Source organism: Pseudooceanicola algae (assembly GCF_003590145.2).
GTDB lineage: Bacteria > Pseudomonadota > Alphaproteobacteria > Rhodobacterales > Rhodobacteraceae > Pseudooceanicola > Pseudooceanicola algae.
In genome coordinates, this window is the sequence record NZ_CP060436.1 from 449,205 (window position 1) to 468,443 (window position 19,239).

Below are 19,239 nucleotides of genomic sequence, written 5' to 3' on the forward strand. Positions count from 1 at the left end.
CAATTTAGCTATTTGCTGCGTTTGCACAATGGACGCTTGATCAACGCCGCTATGCAGAAAGTGCATAAGAAGCGTTGACCTAAGATTAACGGATTTCAACTTTAAGATGAAAGGGGCCGTGTCGTCTCGGGGAGGGGCTGCAAATGGCAGGTCAGCACGGCTGCCCTTGCCCATTGCGTCGAAAATGCGCACCTATGCAGGCATATCGAAGGAGAAAACCTTGCCTGTTACGCGTGATGACATCCTTAGCGAACTCAAGCGACTTGGCCTGCCGGATGGTGGCGACCTGGTTTCGGCGGACATGATCCGTGCTCTTGTGGTCGAGGGCACCAGCGTGCGCTTCGTCATCGAGGCTCCGGACCCCGAGACCGCAAGGCGGATGGAATCGATCCGCGCCGCCGCTGAAAAGCTGGTGTCCGACATGGCGGGTGTCGACAAGGTCAGCGTCGCCCTCACGGCGCATGGCCCTGCGCCGCAGCCGTCACGTGCCCCGACGGGCAATGCGGAACCCCCCAGCCTGAAGATCGGCGGCCACCCGAAGCCGCAGAATGCCCCGATGAAGCCATCGGGGGTGAAGCGCATTCTTGCGATTGCCTCCGGCAAGGGCGGGGTGGGCAAATCGACCGTCTCGGCCAATCTCGCGGTGGCCCTGACGCGCGCCGGCAAGAAGGTTGGTCTGCTTGATGCCGATATATACGGTCCCTCGCAGCCGCGCATGATGGGGGCGACGAAACGGGTCGCCTCGGCGGATGGCAAGACAATCGACCCGCTGCATCTGCATGGGGTCACCATGATGTCCATCGGTTTGATGATGGAAGAAGACAAGGCCGTGGTCTGGCGCGGGCCGATGCTGATGGGCGCCTTGCAGCAGATGCTGGGGCAGGTAAACTGGGGCGAGCTTGACGTGCTGATCGTCGACCTGCCGCCGGGCACTGGCGATGTGCAGCTGACCCTGTGCCAGCGCGCCGAATTGTCGGGCGCCATCATCGTTTCGACCCCGCAGGATGTGGCGCTGCTGGATGCGCGCAAGGCCATCGACATGTTCCATACCCTGAAGACCCCGGTCATCGGGCTGATCGAGAACATGTCGGTCTTCATCTGCCCTCATTGTGGTGGAGAAAGTCATCCATTCGGTCATGGCGGCGTCGCTGCCGAGGCCGAGAAGATGGGCGTGCCGTTGCTTGGTGCACTGCCGCTGGATCTGGACACCCGGCTTTCGGGTGATGGCGGGACCCCGGTCGCCCTGGGTGAGGGCAAGCAGGCGCAGGCCTTTGCACAGCTGGCCGAGGGGTTGATCCGCGGCGGCATGGTCTGAGGCATCGCCTCAGGATGATCCGGGGGTTTCCCCCGGGTGGCTGAGGCAAAGATATCACGCTGCCGCGGATTTCAGACGGCGCGTGATGTCAAATCCCCAGGCCCCGGCTAGAAGAAAAGAGCGTGACGGCGGGCCGGACGGGTCTTGCCGTCGCTCGGCATCTGGAGGCGGTCTTGCGGCGTAAGCCCAACCCTTCAGCTAAGCGCGCATCCGGTGGAGCATGCGAATCACTGCCCCGTGAAGCCCGGTTTTGGGCGGAATTCGGATCAAGCAGCCCAGGATTTCACCGGAAATCCGACTCTCTGAAAAAAAGTTGGGAACGGCTGGTCCTGGATGGGACCGGCAGGGGCAGGCCCGTATCACCCCTGTGGTGCCACCACATGTGGTGCAGAAAAATCACGCAATCGCAATTTGAAGTATTTCCCCCGTCGAATCGGACTCGCAGGTCCTCGGTCGAGGTTGTGCAATCTGCGCTATGGATGGGCGGAGTACCACCCATTCCCGGCAGATAATGGTTGATCCCCATCCATTCCCATGGCATCCAAGACTTACTGAAGAGGACAGGAAGTCAGAGGCGCTAAGACCTCGTAAGAAAAGACTTTCCTGACAGTGGTTCATACAGGCACCGCACTCCTCGAACGATGAGATCCGGCGTGCGGGGCGAGCAGCATCCCCCCAGGTGGCCGCGCGCAGCTGGACATACCCGGTGACGGGACGAGGGCGGCGGATAGGGCAGTGGCAGCAGCTCCTATCCGCCGTTTTCCGTTTCAGGGGGCCCATTTGGGCATTGGATGAAGCAGGGGGAATAAGGGGCCAGCGGGACCTTGCGCAGCAACAGGTTCAGAGGCGAAGAGGAGCTCCGGCTCGACGGGAAGGCCAGGATGTCCATCCCGGTCAACTTCCGTCGTATCCTTGAAAAGCAGGACCCCGATTGCGTCGAGCGTCTTCAAGGTGCTCCGGATGCCAAGCTGAACCCCACTGTCATTGTTGTCTACGGCGCCCATCTGGATGGCTATCTGGAGTGTTATTCGGTCAGCACCATGGCCGAGGTCGAGAACATGATCGACGCCTTGCCCGATGCCGATCCGCGCAAGGATCCGATGATCGACATGTTCCTGACCCATTCCCATGATGTCACGGTCGATGACACCGGCCGCATCGTCCTGCCGCAGAAGTTGCGCGAGAAGATCGGGCTGGATCAGCAGAACCCGGCCTATATCAAGGGCACCGCCAAGACGTTCCAGCTTTGGAATTTGGCCGAATACGAACGCCGCCATGGTCCACGCGACACCGCTGGCACCGTGCCCGCCTTCAATCCCAAGGCCGTCTTCGACGAGTTGCGCGATCAACTGGCCGCGCAGCCGAAGGAGGGCTGAGTCGTGAGCGATCCCGAAACCGGCCGCGCCCCCCATGTTCCCGTCTTGCTTGGTCCGCTGCTGCAGGCTGTCGCGCCCGTGGCAGGCACCTGGCTTGACGGTACATTCGGGGCTGGGGGCTATGCCCGTGGGCTGCTGGAGGCGGGCGCCGACAAGGTGATCGGCGTCGACCGCGACCCGCTCGCCATCGAGATGGCGCAGCCCTGGGCCAGTGACTACGGCGACCGTTTGCAAATCGTGCAGGCCAACTTTGCAAATCTTGACGAGGTGGCGACCGGCCTCGACGGGGTGGTGCTGGACCTTGGTGTCAGCTCCATGCAGCTGGACCTGGCCGAGCGCGGCTTTTCCTTCATGCGCGACGGGCCGCTGGACATGCGGATGAGCCAGGATGGCCCCTCGGCGGCGGATTTCGTCAACGAGATGAGCGAAGAGGACCTCGCCGACATTCTTTACCTTTATGGCGAAGAACGCGCCTCGCGTCGGATTGCCAAGGCGATCGCCCGCGAGCGGGCCGAGGGCCCGATCGCCACCACCGGCCAGTTGGCCACCATCGTCGAAAGCTGCCTGCCTCGTGCGCGCCCCGGTCAGTCGCATCCGGCCACGCGCAGCTTTCAGGGGCTGCGGATTGCGGTGAACGACGAATACGGCGCCCTTGCCGAAGGGTTGATGGCCGCCGAACGCGCGTTGAAACCCGGCGGGGCCCTGGCGGTCGTGACCTTCCATTCCATCGAGGACCGAATGGTCAAACGGTTCTTCCAGATGCGGACGGGCGGCACCGGGCGGGCCAACCGCTATGCCCCCGAGGCCGAAGAAGAAGTTGCCGCCTTCACCCAGAAAACCCGCAAGGGTATCGGCGCTGACGAAGCGGAATTGTCGGTGAACCCGCGGTCGCGCTCGGCCCGGCTGCGCGTCGGGTTCCGCACCAAAAGCCCGGCTGAAGAGATCGACCGGGCGGCCATGGGCATGCCGGGGGCCAGCAAGGCCGGGAAGACCAGCAAGGGTCGAAAAGGAAGACGGGGATGAGATCGCTTTTGTTCGTGCTCAGCGCCATGGGGCTGATCGGGCTCGCTTTCTGGGCCTACCGTGAGAACTACGAGACCAAGGCCGCGATTACCGAAGCGGTGAACATGCAGGATGATATTGCCGCCGCCCGTGCGCGTCTGTCGATGCTGCGGGCCGAATGGGCCTATCTGAACCGCCCCGACCGACTGCGCGCCCTGGCCGAGGCCAACTTTGGCCCGCTCGGCCTGCAGCCACTGGATGCCGCGCAATTCGGGGTCGTGGCGCAGGTGCGCTTTCCCCCCGCTGAAACCCTTCGGGTCATAAACCGCAGCGTCGAGGTGTCGTCGCTGAACCAGCACGCGGACGCGGGCCAATGACCCGCACCCCGCTGCGCCCCCTGGCCCGCATCCTCGAGGCCCGCAGCCGGGGCGTCAATCCGGACGTCATCGAACGCGAGAACATGCGCCTGCGCCACGAGGAGATGCGCGACACCTCGCGCGCCCGTGCCGAAGGGCGTCTTCTTGTGCTGGGCGCGGTCTTTTTCTGTGCCTTTTCCGTGGTCGGCCTGCGCATGGGCGGCATGGCAAGCTCGGTCCCCGAGGAACCCCGCGCCTCGGCCAGTGGCGCCGGGATCGAGGCGCAGCGCGGCGATATCATCGACCGCGACGGGCGCATCCTTGCGACCAACATGGAAACCTATTCGCTATACGCCCATCCCCATCAGATGATCTATCCAGAGGTCGCGGCGCGGGAATTGGCGCGGATCTTCCCCGAGCTGGACGAAGATTCGCTGAAGCGGCGCTTTACCGGCAATGGCAAATTCTACTGGATCCGCCGCACCATGTCCCCCGAACAGCGCCAGGCGGTGCATGACATCGGCGATCCGGGGCTGCTGTTCGGCCCGCGCGACATGCGGCTTTATCCCAACGGGCCCATTGCGGGCCATATCCTTGGCGGCACCAGCTATGGCACCCAGGATGTCCGCTGGGCCGAGATCAAGGGCTCGGCCGGGGTCGAACATTACTTTGACGCCGCCCTGCGTGATCCGGCCAACGGCGGGGCGCCGCTGCAATTGTCCATCGATCTGACGGTTCAGGCCGCATTGGAGCAGGTGCTGGACGGCGGCATGAAGCTGATGAATTCCAAGGGCGCCGCCGCGGTGCTGATGGATATTCACACCGGCGAGATCATTTCGATGGCCTCGCTGCCCGATTTCGACCCCAACGACCGTCCGCATCTTCCGACCTCGGGGCATCCCGACGACAGCCCGTTGTTTGATCGTGCGGTGCAGGGGGTCTATGAACTCGGCTCGGTCTTCAAGCCCTTCACCATCGCCGATTCGCTGGAACTGGGGCTGGTGTCCCCGGACAGCATGATCGACATTCGCGGCCCCATCACCTGGGGCCGGTTCCGCATCCGGGACGACCATTACCTTGGCACCAGTGCGGATGTGACCAAGATCCTCGTGGAAAGCTCCAACATCGGGACGGCGCGCATCAGCCAGATGATCGGGGCGCAGCGGCAGCAGGAATTCCTGCGCAAGCTGGGCCTTTTCGATCCGGCCCCGGTCGAGCTGTCCGAAGCCGAGGTGACCAAGCCCAATTACCAGTCGAACTGGTCCGAACTGACGACGATGACCGTGTCCTATGGTCACGGCATGTCGGTCACGCCGCTTCACCTTGCGACGGCCTATGCGGCGATTGCCAATGGCGGTCGCCTGATCCAGCCGACACTGCTGAAGCGTGAAACGCCCCAGGTCGGCGAGAGGGTCATGTCTGAAAACACCGCCGCCACAGTGCGCCGGATGCTGCGCCTTGTGGTCACCGAAGGGACCGCCAGTTTCGGCGACGTGCCCGGCTATGATGTCGGGGGCAAGACCGGCACCGCGAACAAGCTGAAGCCCTCGGGCGGCTATTACGAGGACAAGACCATCGGTACCTTCGCCTCGATCTTCCCGATCCGGGATCCGAAATATGCGTTGGTGGTGATGCTCGACGAACCCTCGACCCATATCTATGGCCAGGACCGCCGCACCGCCGGCTGGACGGCCGTTCCCGTCGCCGCCGAACTGATCCGCCGCATCGGTCCGCTGCTGGGGCTGCGCCCCTACATTGAACCCGCAAGTGGGGCTGCTATAACGCAGGCGTCGTCCCACTGAGATGACGGGAGAAGGGGCAAGAGGCCCCGGAAAGGCGCAGCGATGACATCGGGACACGAGGCTTCGGGACAGGCTGCAAAATCGCTGACAGAGCTCGGGTTGACGGCCCGGGGGGGGCGCAGCGCGCAGGTCACCGGCCTGGCGGTCGACAGTCGCGAGGTTGAAGACGGCTTCCTGTTCGCGGCCATGCCCGGCACCCGGATCCATGGCGCCGAATTCACCGAAACGGCGCTGGCCAACGGGGCGATTGCCCTGCTGACGGATGCCGAAGGCGCGCGGATCGCCGCGCCCGCCCTTGCCGCCTCGGCGCGCGAGATCGCGCTGATTGTTGCCGAAGATCCCCGCCAGGCGCTGGCCTGTGCGGCCTCTCTCTGGTTCGGGGCGCAACCGCGTGTCGTCGTCGCCATCACCGGCACCAATGGCAAGACCTCGGTCGCGACCTTCCTGCGCCAGATCTGGCAGGCGCTCGGCGCGCAGGCCATCAACCTTGGCACCACCGGGGTCGAGGGCGACTTCAGCCGCCCCTTGCATCACACCACGCCCGAACCCCTGACCCTGCACCGCGTGCTGGCCGAAGCCGCCGCCGCCGGGATCACCCATTGCGCGATGGAGGCCTCGTCCCACGGGTTGGCCCAACGTCGCCTCGACGGCGTCATGCTGACCGCCGGGGGGTTCACCAACCTGACCCAGGATCACCTCGATTATCACGCCGATCTCAACGACTATTTCCGCGCCAAGGCCGGGTTGTTCATCCGTGTTCTGCCGCCCGAAGGCCATGCGGTCATCAACCTCGACGGGGAAAAGGGCGCCGACATGGTCTCCGAGGCCGAGGCGCGTGGCCTTGACGTGATGAGCGTCGGCATGGCCCCCCTGGCCGAGATGCAGGTCAGGGCGCGGCGTTTCGATCCGCAAGGCCAGGTGCTGCGTCTGGCCTTCAATGGTCAGGATTATCAGATCAATCTGCCGCTGATTGGCGATTTCCAGGGCGAAAACGTGCTGGTGGCCGCCGGCCTGGCGCTGCTGACGGGCTACCCCCCGGAAGAAGTCTTTCCGGTACTGGACCATCTTCAGGGCGTGCGTGGCCGGATGCAGCTGGCCGCCTCGCGGGCCAACGGGGCTTCGGTCTTTGTCGATTTCGCGCATACGCCCGATGCGGTGGCCACGGCCCTGCAATCCCTGCGCCCTCATGTGATGGGCCGGATCATCGCGCTGATCGGGGCGGGCGGCGACCGGGATCGGACCAAGCGTCCCCTGATGGGGCAGGCGGCGGCGGAACATGCCGATCTGGTCTTTGTGACCGACGACAACCCCCGCTCTGAAGACCCGGCAGCCATCCGTCAGGAAGTCATGCTCGGCTGTCCCGAGGCGACCGAGATCGCCGACCGGGCCGAGGCGATCCTGCGCGCGGTCGATGCGCTTGGACCCGGGGATGCGCTGCTGATCTGCGGCAAGGGGCATGAAACCGGACAGATCGTCGGCGATACGGTCTTTCCCTTCGATGATGTCGAACAGGCCTCGGTCGCGGTGGCAGCCCTTGACGGGAGGCTGGCATGATCGAAACGCTCTGGACCTCGGCTGCCGCGGCGCGGGCCACGGGCGGCACGGTGACGCAAAGCTTCACGGCCTCCGGGATTTCCATCGACACCCGGGCGCTGGAACGCGGCGATCTGTTCGTGGCGCTGAAGGATGTGCGCGACGGCCATGATTTCGTGGCTCAGGCGCTGGAAAAGGGCGCGGCGGCGGCATTGGTCAGCCACCGGCCCGAAGGGCTGCCCGACGACGCGCCGCTGCTGATCGTGCCGGATGTGCTCGAGGGGCTCGAGGCGCTGGCCGCCGCCGCCCGGCGCCGGATGCAGGGCAAGGTCGTCGCGGTCACCGGATCGGCGGGCAAGACATCGACCAAGGAAATGCTGCGCGACGTGATCGGCGATCAGGCCCGCGTCCATGTGGCCGAAGCCAGTTACAACAACCATTGGGGCGTGCCCCTGACGCTGGCCCGAATGCCGCGCGAGACCGAAATCGCGGTGATCGAGATCGGCATGAACCATCCCGGTGAAATCGAACCGCTGGCGCGTCTGGCCCGGCCCCATGTTGCCCTGATCACCACCATCGCGCCTGCACACCTTGAGGCCTTCCCTTCGGTCGAGGCGATTGCCGAGGAAAAGGCCACGATCTTCAAGGGGCTGGTGCGCGGCGGTGTGGCGGTCATCAACGGCGATCTGCCGACCACGGGCCTGATGGTGGCGCGGGCACGGGCCGAACGGGCGCGGGTGCTGCGGTTCGGCGAAAGCCGGGGCTGCCATCATCGCCTGACAGAGGTGATGTTCACCGACAGATGCCTTGTCTGCCATGCGCGCGCCTGGCGCACGCCGGTGACCTACAAGGTCTCGGCCACGGGGCGGCATTTCGCGATGAACGGGCTGGCGGTGCTGGCCGTGGCCCATGTGCTGGGTCTGGACCGGGCGCTGGCCCTGTCCTCGATCGGGCGATGGACGCCCCCGGCGGGGCGGGGGCTGCGCCAGTGGCGGGTGCTCGACCCGCTGGACCGGGCGCTGAGCTTTGAACTGATCGACGACGCCTTTAACGCCAACCCGGTCTCGATGGCTGCAGCACTGGATGTGCTGGCCGCCTCGAACCCGCGCGACAACCTTGGCCGGTTTTCCGAAGGCCGCCGCATCGCCATCCTGGGCGAGATGCTGGAGCTTGGCCCGCAGGAGGCCGAGATGCACCGCGCCCTGGCCGATCTGCCGGCGCTGAACGACATTGACCTGATCCATTGCGTCGGGCCGCGCATGCGCGCCTTCTACGAAGCGCTTCCCGATCACCGGCGCGGCCGGTTCGAAGAAACCGTGACTCCGCTGTCACGCGACCCGATGCGGCTGGTCGACGCCGGCGATGTCGTGCTCATCAAGGGCTCCAAGGGGTCCAGGGTGTCGCTGCTGGTTGACGCCCTGCGCAAACTCAGCCATCCGGCCGAGGAATGACGGGACAGCGATCCCGTGAACTGCCCCGGACCTGCCATCTGGTCAGCCCCGAGGAACAAGAAGGACTACGCAGATGCTGTATTGGCTGACCAGCTTGTCGGATGGCGGGGATGTTTTCAACCTGTTCCGCTATATCACCTTTCGTGCCGGTGGTGCCTTTCTGACGGCGCTGATCTTCGGCTTCCTGTTCGGGCGGCCGCTGATCGACGTGTTGCGCCGTCGTCAGGGCAAGGGCCAGCCGATCCGCGATGACGGTCCCGAAGGGCACCTGATGAAGGCCGGCACGCCGACCATGGGCGGTTTGCTGATCGTGGGGGCGCTGGTGACATCGACCCTGCTCTGGGCGCGGCTCGACAATGCCTATATCTGGCTGGTGCTTTTCGTGACCATGGCCTTTGGCCTGATCGGCTTTGCGGATGATTATGCCAAGGTCTCCAAGCAGAACACCGCCGGGGTCTCGGGCAAGCTGCGGCTGGCGCTCGGCTTCGGCATCGCGCTGATCGCCACCCTCTGGGCGACCTGGCTGCATCCCGAGGACCTGCAATCGCAACTCGCGCTGCCGATCTTCAAGGACGTTCTGGTCAACCTCGGCTGGCTGTTCCTGCCCTTCGCGATGTTCGTCATCGTGGGCGCTGCCAATGCGGTGAACCTGACCGACGGGCTGGACGGGCTGGCGATCATGCCGGTGATGATCGCCTCTTCGGCGCTTGGGATCATCGCCTATACCGTCGGGCGCACCGACTTTACCGAATACCTCGGGCTGCATTACGTACCCGGCTCGGGCGAGATCATCATCTTTGTCGCCGGGCTTGTTGGCGGGGGCCTCGGGTTCCTGTGGTACAACGCGCCCCCCGCTGCTGTCTTCATGGGCGATACGGGCAGCCTTGCCCTGGGCGGCGCGCTTGGCGCCATCGCGGTGGTGACCAAGCACGAGATCGTGCTGGGCATCGTCGGCGGCCTTTTCGTGGTCGAGGCGCTTTCGGTGATCATCCAGGTCGCCTATTTCAAGCGCACCGGTAAACGGGTCTTCCTGATGGCGCCGATCCACCACCATTACGAAAAGAAGGGCTGGGCCGAGCCGCAGATCGTCATCCGGTTCTGGATCATCTCGCTGATCCTGGCGATCATCGGCCTTGCGACACTGAAGCTGCGCTAAGGCGCGCGCGGGCCTGCCTGACATGTGAAAGGGACGAAGATGATTGCGGTGCCGGGGTTCGAAGGACAGAAGGTGGCGGTGCTGGGGCTTGGCCGGTCCGGCCGGGCGACGGTACGGTCCCTGCAGGCTGGTGGCGCGACTGTCGTTGCCTGGGATGACGGGGCCGATGCGGCCAGTATCGCGGCCGGTGAAGGCATCGCGCTGGTTGATCTGACGCAGCCCGGTACCTTCGAGGACATCGCCTGTCTCGTGACCTCGCCCGGTATCCCGCATCTTTATCCCGCGCCTCATCCCGTGATTGCCGCCGCGCTGGCCGCCGGGGTGCCCGTCGACAATGACATCGGCCTGTTCTTCCGCTCGCTCGGCCGGGCGGATTGGGATCGCTTCGATCAGGCGCCCCGGGTGGTCGCGGTCACCGGGTCGAACGGGAAATCCACCACCTCCGCGCTGATCGCCCATATCCTGACCGAAGCGGGGCGCGAGGTGCAACTGGCCGGCAATATCGGGCGCGGTGTGCTGGATATCGACCCGCCCGAAGACGGCGGGATCGTGGTGCTGGAACTGTCCTCCTACCAGACCGAGCTTGCCAGGTCCCTGACGCCGGATGTGGCGGTCTTTACCAATCTCTCCCCCGATCACCTGGATCGCCATGGTGGGCCGGGGGGCTATTTCGCGGCCAAGCGGCGGCTGTTCGCCGAGGGCGGTCCGGATCGCTGCGTGATCGGCGTGGACGAGGTCGAAGGCCGCTTTCTGGCCGGGCAATTGTCCGAAGGGCCGGCGGATGACCGGGTGATCCGGATCTCGTCGGGGCAGAAGCTGGGCGGGCCGGGCTGGGCGATCTTTGCCCGCAAGGGGTTCCTGTCGGAATATCGCAAGGGCCGTCAGATCGCCTCTGTCGATCTGCGCAGCGTGGCGGGTCTGCCGGGGGCGCATAACCACCAGAACGCCTGCGCGGCCTTTGCCGTGGCGCGCACCCTTGGTCTTGGTCCGCGTCCCATCGAGGCGGCGTTCCACAGTTTCCAGGGGTTGCCGCACCGCAGCCAGCTGATCGCAGAGGCCGATGGCGTCCGCTTCGTCAACGACAGCAAGGCCACCAATATCGATTCCGCCCGACAGGCATTGATGGCGTTTCGCAAGATCCGCTGGATCTGTGGCGGCCTGCAGAAGGAAGGCGCGATCGACCCGCTTCTTGAGGCGACAGGGCAGGTGCGCAAGGCCTATGTCATCGGGCGTGAGGCGGCGCATTTCGCCATGCAGCTGAAGGGCCTGCAGGTCGATGTCTGCGGCGACATGGCGACCGCCGTTGCCCGCGCCACGGCCGATGCCGAACCGGGCGACACGGTGCTTCTGGCCCCGGCCACAGCCAGTTTCGATCAATACGACAGCTTTGAGCGCCGGGGCGAGGATTTTGCCGCCGAGGTCGAGGCCTGTCTTGCAACCCGCGCAACGGTCAAGGGCTGACAGGGCGCGCGCTGGCCCCGTTTCAGCCTTGGATGGCGCGGGCGGCGGCCATGGCCGATGACCAGGCCCATTGGAAATTATAGCCCCCCAGCCAGCCGGTCACATCGACGCATTCACCGATGAAATACAGGCCGGGGTGGGCGTGGCTTTGCAGGCTGCGCGATGACAGCGCCTCGGTCGAGACGCCGCCACGGGTAACTTCGGCGGTGCGGTAGCCTTCGCTGCCGGCGGGCCGCAGGCGCCACTGGCTCAGGCGGTCGCAAAGCGCACCGAGCGCCGCATCTGATTGATCCGCAAGATTGCCCTCCAACTGCCAGTCCGCCGCCAGGTAATCGGACAGGCGCGCGGGCAACAGCATGTCGAGGCTACGGGTCAGACTGCGGTTGCCCACCTTGCGCCGCGCGCCGCGCAGGGTGGCAAGGGCCTGCCCGCCGGGGGTCAGGTCGATGGTGATTTCTGCGCCTTCCTGCCAATAGGAAGAGGCCTGCAGGATCGCCGGACCGGACAAGCCGCGATGGGTGAACAGCAACGCTTCGGCAAAGGTGGTGGCTCCGGCAGTGACCCGTGCGGGCAGGGCTACGCCGGGCAGGCCCGCAAAGCGGTCCGGCGCGAAGGTCAGGGGAACAAGGGCCGGGGCCCTCTCTGTCACCGGCAGGTCCATCTGGCGGGCAAGGTCATGGGCAAAGCCGGTCGCGCCCATCTTGGGGATCGACTTGCCCCCCGTCGCCAGCACCAGGTTGCGGGTCGTCACCAGCTGACGGGCGTTGCCACGTACCAGCGTCAGGCCATAGCCGTCCGCAAGCCGTGTGATGTCCTCGGCACTGGTGGACAGGCTGATCTCGGCCCCGGCGCGCCCGACCAGCCCCAGCAGCATGTCGATGATCTGCTGAGCGCTGCCGTCGCAGAACAATTGCCCCAGCGTCTTTTCGTGCCAGGCGATGCCATGTTCCGATACCAGAGAGATGAAATCCCACTGCGTGTACCGGGCCAGCGCGCTTTTGGCGAAATGCGGATTGGCGGAAAGGAAGTTCTCCGGCCCCGTCCCGGTATTGGTGAAATTGCAGCGCCCCCCACCCGAGATGCGGATCTTTTCGCCCGGTTTCTTCGCGTGATCGACCAGTAGAACCCGGCCGCCGCAATGGGCTGCACACATCAGGCCTGCAGCGCCGGCCCCCAGAATGATCGTATCGTAATCCATGCCCCTGCCTTAGCGATCAGGCCGGGCAACGCAAGGGGGCGTCGGGACGCTTGCGATCCGGGCGGGCCGAACCAGTGGGCGGAAACGCGAAATGGCAGACCATCGGGGGCCTGCCATTTCCGAAAAGTCACCCAAAAGGCTCAAAGCGTGGTGTAGAGCGCTTCCATGCTGTCGCCAAGACCGGCCTGCAGCGCCGCGTCGCGGCTTTCGGTATCGGGGTACCAGAATTCGATGGTCATCAGGGTGCCGCCCTCGGGGTGGACAATCATCAGCATGGTGCAGAGAACGTCGATATTGCCCATGACCTTGTTGTAGACGATGCGACCCGGCGCCTGCATTTCCTGCACGCTATGGCCGGGGGTGGCGGTGTCGGCGGTCAGTTTGCCGAAAAGGTCATCACGCTGGCCGGCAAAGCGGCGATAGATGCGGATCCGGTTGCCGCTGAAGGCAGATACCATGGCGGGACCATGACCCTGGTCGATGGGGGCTGCATCACCTGCGCCTGCGGCAACGCCGGAAATCATCATGTTCACAGGCTTGTCTCACTCTGGAAAAAGAGGCGGTGGAAAGAGGCCCGGAAAGGGGCCGAAAAATCATTGGACCATGCGGTCCCCCGACCCGCCGGGAATTGCCTGTCTGGCAGGCCAATGTGCCATAGCTAGAAGCGGCAGCCCGCCCTGGTCAAGCCCTGCCGGCGGTTCTGAGCCCCGGTGCGGCGCGAGGGCCGCATTCGCGCTGGCCCCATTGCATAAAAACGGGTACAGTTTCAGCAGATCCCGCAAAGGGACAGGCAGATCCCGTCAAGGGGCAGACAGCGGCTGCAGGGCCGTCCGAGATCGAGGCGCAGGCAAGACATGACAGAGATGGTCTACGGCACCGTCCCGCACAGGGATGGCGAGCCGATTATTCCCAAATGGTGGCGGACGATCGACAAGCTCACGCTGAGCTGTATCCTCGGCCTGTGCGGTATCGGCCTTTTGCTGGGCTTCGCGGCCTCGCCGCCGCTGGCCGAGCGCAACGGGCTGGCGCCCTTCTACTACGTCACGCGTCAGGCCTTCTTCGGCACGCTGGCGGTCGGGGTGATGTTCGTCACCTCGATGCTGACACCCAACATGGTGCGGCGCCTGTCGGTGATCGGCTTCGGCTTTGCCTTCCTGGCGCTGGCCTTCCTGCCGGTCTTCGGGACCGATTTCGGCAAGGGGGCGGTGCGCTGGTATTCGCTCGGTTTCGCCTCGGTCCAGCCGTCGGAGTTTCTGAAACCCGTCTTCGTCGTGGTCGCGGCCTGGCTGATGGCCGCCTCGCAGGAGATCAATGGCCCACCGGGGCGCATGCTGTCCTTCGGCCTGACCCTTGCCGTGGTGCTGATGCTCGTGGCGCAACCCGATTTCGGTCAGGGCAGCCTTGTGCTGTTTGGCTGGGCCGTGATGTATTTTGTCGCCGGTGCGCCGCTGCTGCTGCTGGTCGGGATCGCAGGTCTGGTCGTCATGGGTGGGACGGTGGCCTACGGCAATTCCGAACACTTCGCCCGCCGTATCGATGGGTTCCTGAACCAGGAAGTCGATCCGACCACCCAGCTTGGCTATGCCGAGAACGCCATCCGCGAAGGCGGTTTCTTTGGCGTTGGGATCGGTGAAGGCCAGGTAAAGATGTCGCTGCCCGATGCCCATACCGATTTCATCATCGCCGTCGCGGCCGAGGAATACGGGCTGGTGCTGGTGGCGATCATCATCGCGCTTTACGGCACCATCGTGCTGCGCAGTTTCACCCGGCTGATGCGCGAACGCGATCCCTTTACCCGGCTGGCGGGCACCGGCCTTGCGGCCATGTTCGGCGTGCAGGCGATCATCAACATGGGCGTCGCCGTCCGTCTGCTGCCGGCCAAGGGCATGACGCTGCCCTTCGTCAGCTACGGTGGGTCCTCGCTGATCGCGGGGGGTATTGCCGTCGGCATGCTGCTGGCCTTCACCCGGACCCGGCCACAGGGCCAGATCGGAGACATCCTCTCCGGCCGCACACGTTAAACCAAGGGGCCCGCAATGCCGTTGCTGATGATTGCCGCCGGGGGGACCGGCGGCCACATGTTTCCCGCGCAAAGCCTGGCCGAGGCCATGCTGGCGCGAGGCTGGCAGGTAAAGCTGGCCACCGATGCGCGCGGCGCGCGCTATGCCGGCGGCTTCCCCGATGCCGTGGAGGTCCAGGAAATGTCCTCGGCCACCTTCGCGCGGGGCGGTGTGCTCGCGCGGGCCGTGGTGCCGCTGCGCATCGGGGCAGGGGCGCTTGGCGCGACGCTCCGGATGATGAAGGAAAAGCCCGACGTGGTGGTCGGTTTCGGCGGCTACCCGGCGATCCCGGCCATGGCGGCGGCGACCCTTCTGCGCATTCCGCGCATGATCCATGAACAGAACGGCGTGCTGGGGCGGGTGAATCAGGTCTTTGCCAGCCGCGTCGACCGGATCTGCTGCGGCACCTGGCCGACGACCCTGCCGGGCGGGGCCTCGCTGCCCGAAGGGACCGAGATCTATCACACCGGCAACCCGGTGCGCCGGGCGGTGCATGACCGCGAAGGCGCCCCCTATATCCCGCCCGGTGATTACCCCATGGCGATGCTGGTCATGGGCGGCAGCCAGGGCGCGCGCATCCTGTCGGATGTGGTGCCCGAAGCCATCGCCGCCCTTCCGGAACCGCAACGCTCGCATATCCGGGTGAGCCATCAGGCCCGCCCCGAGGATCTTGAGCGGGTCACGGCCTTTTACGCCGAGGCGGGCATCAACGCCGATGTGCAAAGTTTCTTCGACGATGTGCCCAACCGCCTGTCCGAAGCGCAGCTGGTCATCACCCGCTCCGGGGCTTCGACCGTGGCCGATATATCGGTCATCGGGCGGCCCGCGATCCTTGTGCCCTTTGCTGCTGCTGCTGCGGATCATCAGACTGCCAATGCCCGTGGCCTGACCGAAGCCGGTGCCGCGATCATGATCCCGGAAAGCCAGTTGACGGCGCAAAGCCTGACCGAACAGATCCGGCTGGTGCTGGACAACCCCGTGGGATCGCAACAGATGGCGCGGGCCGCGCTGGCCTGTGGCAAGCCCGATGCGGCAGAGACCCTGGCGGATCTGGTCGAGGACCTGATCGACCCCGCCAACAAGACCGAAAGAGGGACCCAGACATGAATGCTGCGACCAAACTGCCCGGCGACGTCGGCGCGATCCATTTCGTCGGCATCGGCGGTATCGGCATGTCGGGCATTGCCGAAGTGCTGCTGAATCACGGCTATTCGGTGCAGGGATCGGACCTGAAGCGGTCCGAGATCACCGAAAGGCTGGAAGGACTGGGGGCGCTGGTCTTCGAAGGGCAGCGGGCCGAGAACCTTGAGAACGCTCAGGTCGTGGTGATTTCCTCGGCGATCAAGCCCGGCAACCCGGAGCTTGACGAAGCCCGCCGTCAGGGCCTGCCAGTGGTGCGCCGGGCGGAAATGCTGGCCGAGTTGATGCGGCTGAAGTCCAACATCGCCGTCGCCGGCACCCATGGCAAGACCACGACCACCACCATGGTCGCCACACTGCTGGATGCGGGCGGCCTCGATCCGACGGTGATCAACGGTGGGATCATCCATGCCTATGGCTCAAACGCGCGCGTTGGCCTCGGAGAATGGATGGTGGTCGAGGCCGATGAAAGCGACGGCACCTTCAACCGCCTGCCCGCAACCATCGCCATCGTGACCAATATCGACCCCGAGCATATGGATCACTGGGGCGATTTCGACAGCCTGCGCAAGGGCTTCCTCGATTTCGTCTCCAACATCCCTTTCTACGGCATCGCCGTTTGCTGCACCGACCATCCGGAGGTGCAGGCGCTGGTCGGCAAGATCACCGACCGCCGCGTCGTGACCTTCGGCTTCAACGCCCAGGCCGATGTGCGCGCGGTGAACCTGACCTACAAGGCGGGCGTGGCGCATTTCGACATCGCGCTGCAGGCCGAAGGGGCAAGGATCGAAGGCTGCAGCCTGCCGATGCCCGGGGATCACAACGTTTCCAACGCGCTGTCGGGGGTCGCCGTGGCGCGGCATCTCGGCATGAAAGCGGACGAGATCCGCGCCGCATTGGCCGCCTTCGGGGGCGTCAACCGGCGTTTTACCCGCGTAGGCGAGGTCGACGGGGTGGCAGTGATCGACGACTATGGCCACCACCCGGTGGAAATCGCCGCGGTTCTCAAGGCTGCGCGCCAAGCCTGCGATGGTCGGGTGATCGCCGTCCATCAACCGCACCGCTATTCGCGCCTGCATTCGCTGTTTGACGATTTCTGCGCCTGTTTCAACGATGCGGACGTGGTCGCGATCGCCGAGGTCTATGCCGCCGGAGAGGACCCGATCCCCGGTGCCTCCCGCGACGATCTGGTGGCCGGGCTGATCCGCCATGGCCATCGCCATGCGCGCGCCATCACTTCGGAAGACGACCTGGTGGGGCTGGTGCGCGAGCAGGCGCAGCCCGGTGACATGGTGGTCTGCCTCGGGGCGGGGACGATTTCGACCTGGGCGAACAACCTGCCGATTCGTCTGGCCGAACCTGCCTGACCCGATCGGCCGGCAGCGCAGGCCGCTTTGCCGCGCAATGCCTCCGGTGCCTGTTGGTGGCCGGTTTGCGGCTGTCGGGCTGGCAAGGACTTCCCTGACGGAAGGTTCGGCAATGCCGTTCCTGTCCGGCTGCCTGTTTCCGCGTCTTACCTTCTGTCCGAGAATCACCCCCGGGGGCGGTTTTCCGAGGTAAAGACCCAATAATTCCTTGTTCGGGCAGCCACTTGTCAGTACCTTGTGTAATTAGGCAACAGGCAAAATAATATCGGCAGCCAGGGTAAGAACCGACGCAAATGTGGCTTTTTTGCAGAGGTTTCCTAGCCAGTCGGATGGGCAGTGGCAAAACAAAATGTTCATGAGTGAATCTTTTCTACTCCTGATGCTCTGGGGGCTTGGCGCTCTTGCGGCCGGGTATCTGGGTAATCAAGGGGCGCCCCGGCGCGGGCAGAGGCAGCGGCTTGCGGCGCTGACGGGAACCGGCATTCCGGTGCTCGGCTATATCACCGCGCAGCATGGGCCCTGGGTCGGGTTGCTGGTGCTGCTGCTGGGGTTTGCCGTGCTGGCGGCGCTGATGGCGCGGGTGCTGCAACGCGTCGACGGCTCTCCGGGCTGATCGGGCCGCGTGTTCGTCGCGATCCTGACCCCTTATCTGCCGCTGGTCGTGGCGCTGATCTTTTCCCGGCTCGGCTATGCGCTTCTGCGCGGGCGGAGCCTTGTGCTGTCGCTGGTCTTGCCGCTGCTGTGCCTTGGGGCCTTCATCGGGGCGGATGCACTGGGCCAGGGGCTGCCCTATGATGGCGTGCTGATGGCTTCTGCCATCGCGGCGATGCTGGGCAGTCTGCTGGGGCTTTTCGTGGCCCTGATCGTCGGGATCTTCACCTCGCGGCCCCAGACCGCGCGCTACGTCCGCGGGCGCTGAGCCACGCGGGACTTGCGATGGGGCAGGGGCATTGCTAGGCCAGCCGCGACGCGAAGGAGACGCCATGCCCCATAGCCCCGACAACAAGACGGATCAGCCGCAGGACATTCCGGTCCGGGGGCGGCTTGGCATCGATCAGGACCTGTCCAGACTGACCTGGCTGCGCGCAGGTGGACCTGCGGATGTCCTGTTTCAGCCCGCTGATACCGAAGATCTGGCGCAGTTTCTGGCCGCATTGGATCCTGTTGTGCCGGTCTTTCCCATGGGTGTCGGCAGCAATCTGATCGTGCGCGATGGGGGTATCCGTGGCGTGGTGATCCGGCTGGGGCGCGGCTTCAACGCGATCACCTGCGCGGAGGGTCAGGTGGTGGCGGGTGCGGCGGCGCTGGATGCGCATGTGGCGATCCGCGCGGGTGAAGCGGGCATCGACCTTGGTTTTCTGCGCACTATTCCCGGTTCCATCGGCGGCGCACTGCGGATGAACGCGGGCTGCTATGGCTCCTATGTCGCCGATGTCTTTCGCTCGGCCCGCGCGGTGACCCGCGACGGTCGGATCGTCGAGTTGGGCGCGGCGGATCTGGCCTTTGCCTATCGCCAGACGGATCTTGCGCCGGGCTGGGTCATCACCGAGGTCACCTTGCAGGGGCCCCAGGTCGCGCCCGAGGATCTGGCAGCCGCGATGGCCGACCAACTTGCCCGTCGGGATGCCAGCCAACCCACCAAGGCGCGCAGCGCGGGATCGACCTTTCGCAACCCGGCGGGGTTCTCGTCGACGGGGCGGGCCGATGATGTGCATGACCTCAAGGCCTGGAAGCTGATTGACGAAGCCGGCCTGCGCGGGCATCGGCGCGGTGGTGCGCAGATGAGCGAAAAGCATTCGAATTTCATGATCAATACCGGCGGCGCGACGGGCGCCGACCTGGAAGGTCTGGGCGAGGAAGTCCGAAAAAAGGTTTTTAATGACCGGGGAATAGAGCTAGAGTGGGAAATCATGCGGGTCGGCGATCCGGCGCCGGAATAGGCGCTGATCGCGAAATTGCCCGCCGGATCTCCGGTTCAGGTTCTTGGTGGATACACATCTTCCCCCGATTGCGGTAAGGCCG

Annotated in this window: 17 protein-coding genes; 15 read left to right on the forward strand and 2 right to left on the reverse strand. The window is 65.1% G+C overall.

Annotation, left to right across the window (positions count from 1 at the left end; genetic code table 11):
- Positions 1–220 precede the first annotated feature (220 nt).
- From PSAL_RS02120 to murD, 9 genes are all read left to right on the forward strand, one after another.
- Positions 221–1,315: an Mrp/NBP35 family ATP-binding protein gene (locus PSAL_RS02120; protein ID WP_119839768.1), complete on the forward strand. Its 1,095-nt coding sequence runs from the start codon at positions 221–223 to the stop codon at positions 1,313–1,315.
- Positions 1,316–2,196: 881 nt separating this feature from the next.
- Complete coding sequence (locus PSAL_RS02125) at positions 2,197–2,691, forward strand: division/cell wall cluster transcriptional repressor MraZ (RefSeq protein WP_119839716.1); 495 nt, start codon at positions 2,197–2,199, stop codon at positions 2,689–2,691.
- 3 nt (positions 2,692–2,694) lie between these two features.
- Positions 2,695–3,714 (forward strand): 16S rRNA (cytosine(1402)-N(4))-methyltransferase RsmH, encoded by a 1,020-nt coding sequence (gene rsmH, locus PSAL_RS02130; RefSeq protein ID WP_119839715.1) that lies wholly within the window; start codon positions 2,695–2,697, stop codon positions 3,712–3,714.
- Entirely contained in the window at positions 3,711–4,070 is a 360-nt protein-coding gene (gene ftsL, locus PSAL_RS02135) for a cell division protein FtsL (RefSeq protein WP_119839714.1), read from the forward strand. The genes rsmH and ftsL overlap by 4 nt, the downstream gene beginning before the upstream one ends.
- On the forward strand, positions 4,067–5,851 hold the full coding sequence (locus PSAL_RS02140) for a peptidoglycan D,D-transpeptidase FtsI family protein (RefSeq protein ID WP_119839713.1): 1,785 nt from the start codon (positions 4,067–4,069) through the stop codon (positions 5,849–5,851). Before ftsL ends, PSAL_RS02140 begins: the two co-directional genes overlap by 4 nt.
- A 42-nt stretch (positions 5,852–5,893) precedes the next feature.
- Positions 5,894–7,405 (forward strand): UDP-N-acetylmuramoyl-L-alanyl-D-glutamate--2,6-diaminopimelate ligase, encoded by a 1,512-nt coding sequence (locus PSAL_RS02145; RefSeq protein WP_119839712.1) that lies wholly within the window; start codon positions 5,894–5,896, stop codon positions 7,403–7,405.
- The gene (locus tag PSAL_RS02150) at positions 7,402–8,835 is read left to right on the forward strand and encodes a UDP-N-acetylmuramoyl-tripeptide--D-alanyl-D-alanine ligase (protein WP_408004196.1); all 1,434 of its coding nucleotides are present in this window, start codon (positions 7,402–7,404) and stop codon (positions 8,833–8,835) included. Before PSAL_RS02145 ends, PSAL_RS02150 begins: the two co-directional genes overlap by 4 nt.
- A gap of 73 nt (positions 8,836–8,908) precedes the next feature.
- Positions 8,909–9,991: a phospho-N-acetylmuramoyl-pentapeptide-transferase gene (gene mraY, locus PSAL_RS02155; protein WP_119839711.1), complete on the forward strand. Its 1,083-nt coding sequence runs from the start codon at positions 8,909–8,911 to the stop codon at positions 9,989–9,991.
- 39 nt (positions 9,992–10,030) lie between these two features.
- A complete protein-coding gene (gene murD, locus PSAL_RS02160) occupies positions 10,031–11,452 on the forward strand; it encodes a UDP-N-acetylmuramoyl-L-alanine--D-glutamate ligase (protein ID WP_119839710.1) in 1,422 nt (473 codons plus the stop codon).
- A gap of 22 nt (positions 11,453–11,474) precedes the next feature.
- On the opposite strand, the gene PSAL_RS02165 is transcribed toward murD, so the two are convergent.
- Positions 11,475–12,650, reverse strand: coding sequence for a BaiN/RdsA family NAD(P)/FAD-dependent oxidoreductase (locus tag PSAL_RS02165; protein ID WP_119839709.1), 1,176 nt, complete (start codon positions 12,648–12,650; stop codon positions 11,475–11,477).
- A 140-nt stretch (positions 12,651–12,790) separates the two neighbouring features.
- Entirely contained in the window at positions 12,791–13,108 is a 318-nt protein-coding gene (locus PSAL_RS02170) for an SRPBCC family protein (protein WP_147407637.1), read from the reverse strand.
- Positions 13,109–13,504: 396 nt separating this feature from the next.
- Here PSAL_RS02170 and ftsW point away from each other — a divergent pair, with 396 nt between their 5' ends.
- The 6 genes from ftsW to murB all read left to right on the forward strand — a co-directional run bounded on the left by ftsW (position 13,505) and on the right by murB (position 19,157).
- Positions 13,505–14,671, forward strand: a complete 1,167-nt coding sequence (gene ftsW, locus PSAL_RS02175) for a putative lipid II flippase FtsW (protein ID WP_119839707.1) — start codon at positions 13,505–13,507, stop codon at positions 14,669–14,671.
- Positions 14,672–14,686: 15 nt separating this feature from the next.
- Positions 14,687–15,817 (forward strand): undecaprenyldiphospho-muramoylpentapeptide beta-N-acetylglucosaminyltransferase, encoded by a 1,131-nt coding sequence (gene murG / locus PSAL_RS02180; RefSeq protein ID WP_119839706.1) that lies wholly within the window; start codon positions 14,687–14,689, stop codon positions 15,815–15,817.
- Positions 15,814–17,217, forward strand: coding sequence for a UDP-N-acetylmuramate--L-alanine ligase (gene murC / locus PSAL_RS02185; RefSeq protein ID WP_119839705.1), 1,404 nt, complete (start codon positions 15,814–15,816; stop codon positions 17,215–17,217). Before murG ends, murC begins: the two co-directional genes overlap by 4 nt.
- A 355-nt stretch (positions 17,218–17,572) precedes the next feature.
- Positions 17,573–17,830: a DUF2484 family protein gene (locus tag PSAL_RS02190; protein ID WP_119839766.1), complete on the forward strand. Its 258-nt coding sequence runs from the start codon at positions 17,573–17,575 to the stop codon at positions 17,828–17,830.
- A 9-nt stretch (positions 17,831–17,839) separates the two neighbouring features.
- Positions 17,840–18,136, forward strand: coding sequence for a hypothetical protein (locus PSAL_RS02195; protein ID WP_119839704.1), 297 nt, complete (start codon positions 17,840–17,842; stop codon positions 18,134–18,136).
- 64 nt (positions 18,137–18,200) lie between these two features.
- Positions 18,201–19,157 (forward strand): UDP-N-acetylmuramate dehydrogenase, encoded by a 957-nt coding sequence (murB, locus tag PSAL_RS02200; protein ID WP_119839703.1) that lies wholly within the window; start codon positions 18,201–18,203, stop codon positions 19,155–19,157.
- Positions 19,158–19,239 lie beyond the last annotated feature (82 nt).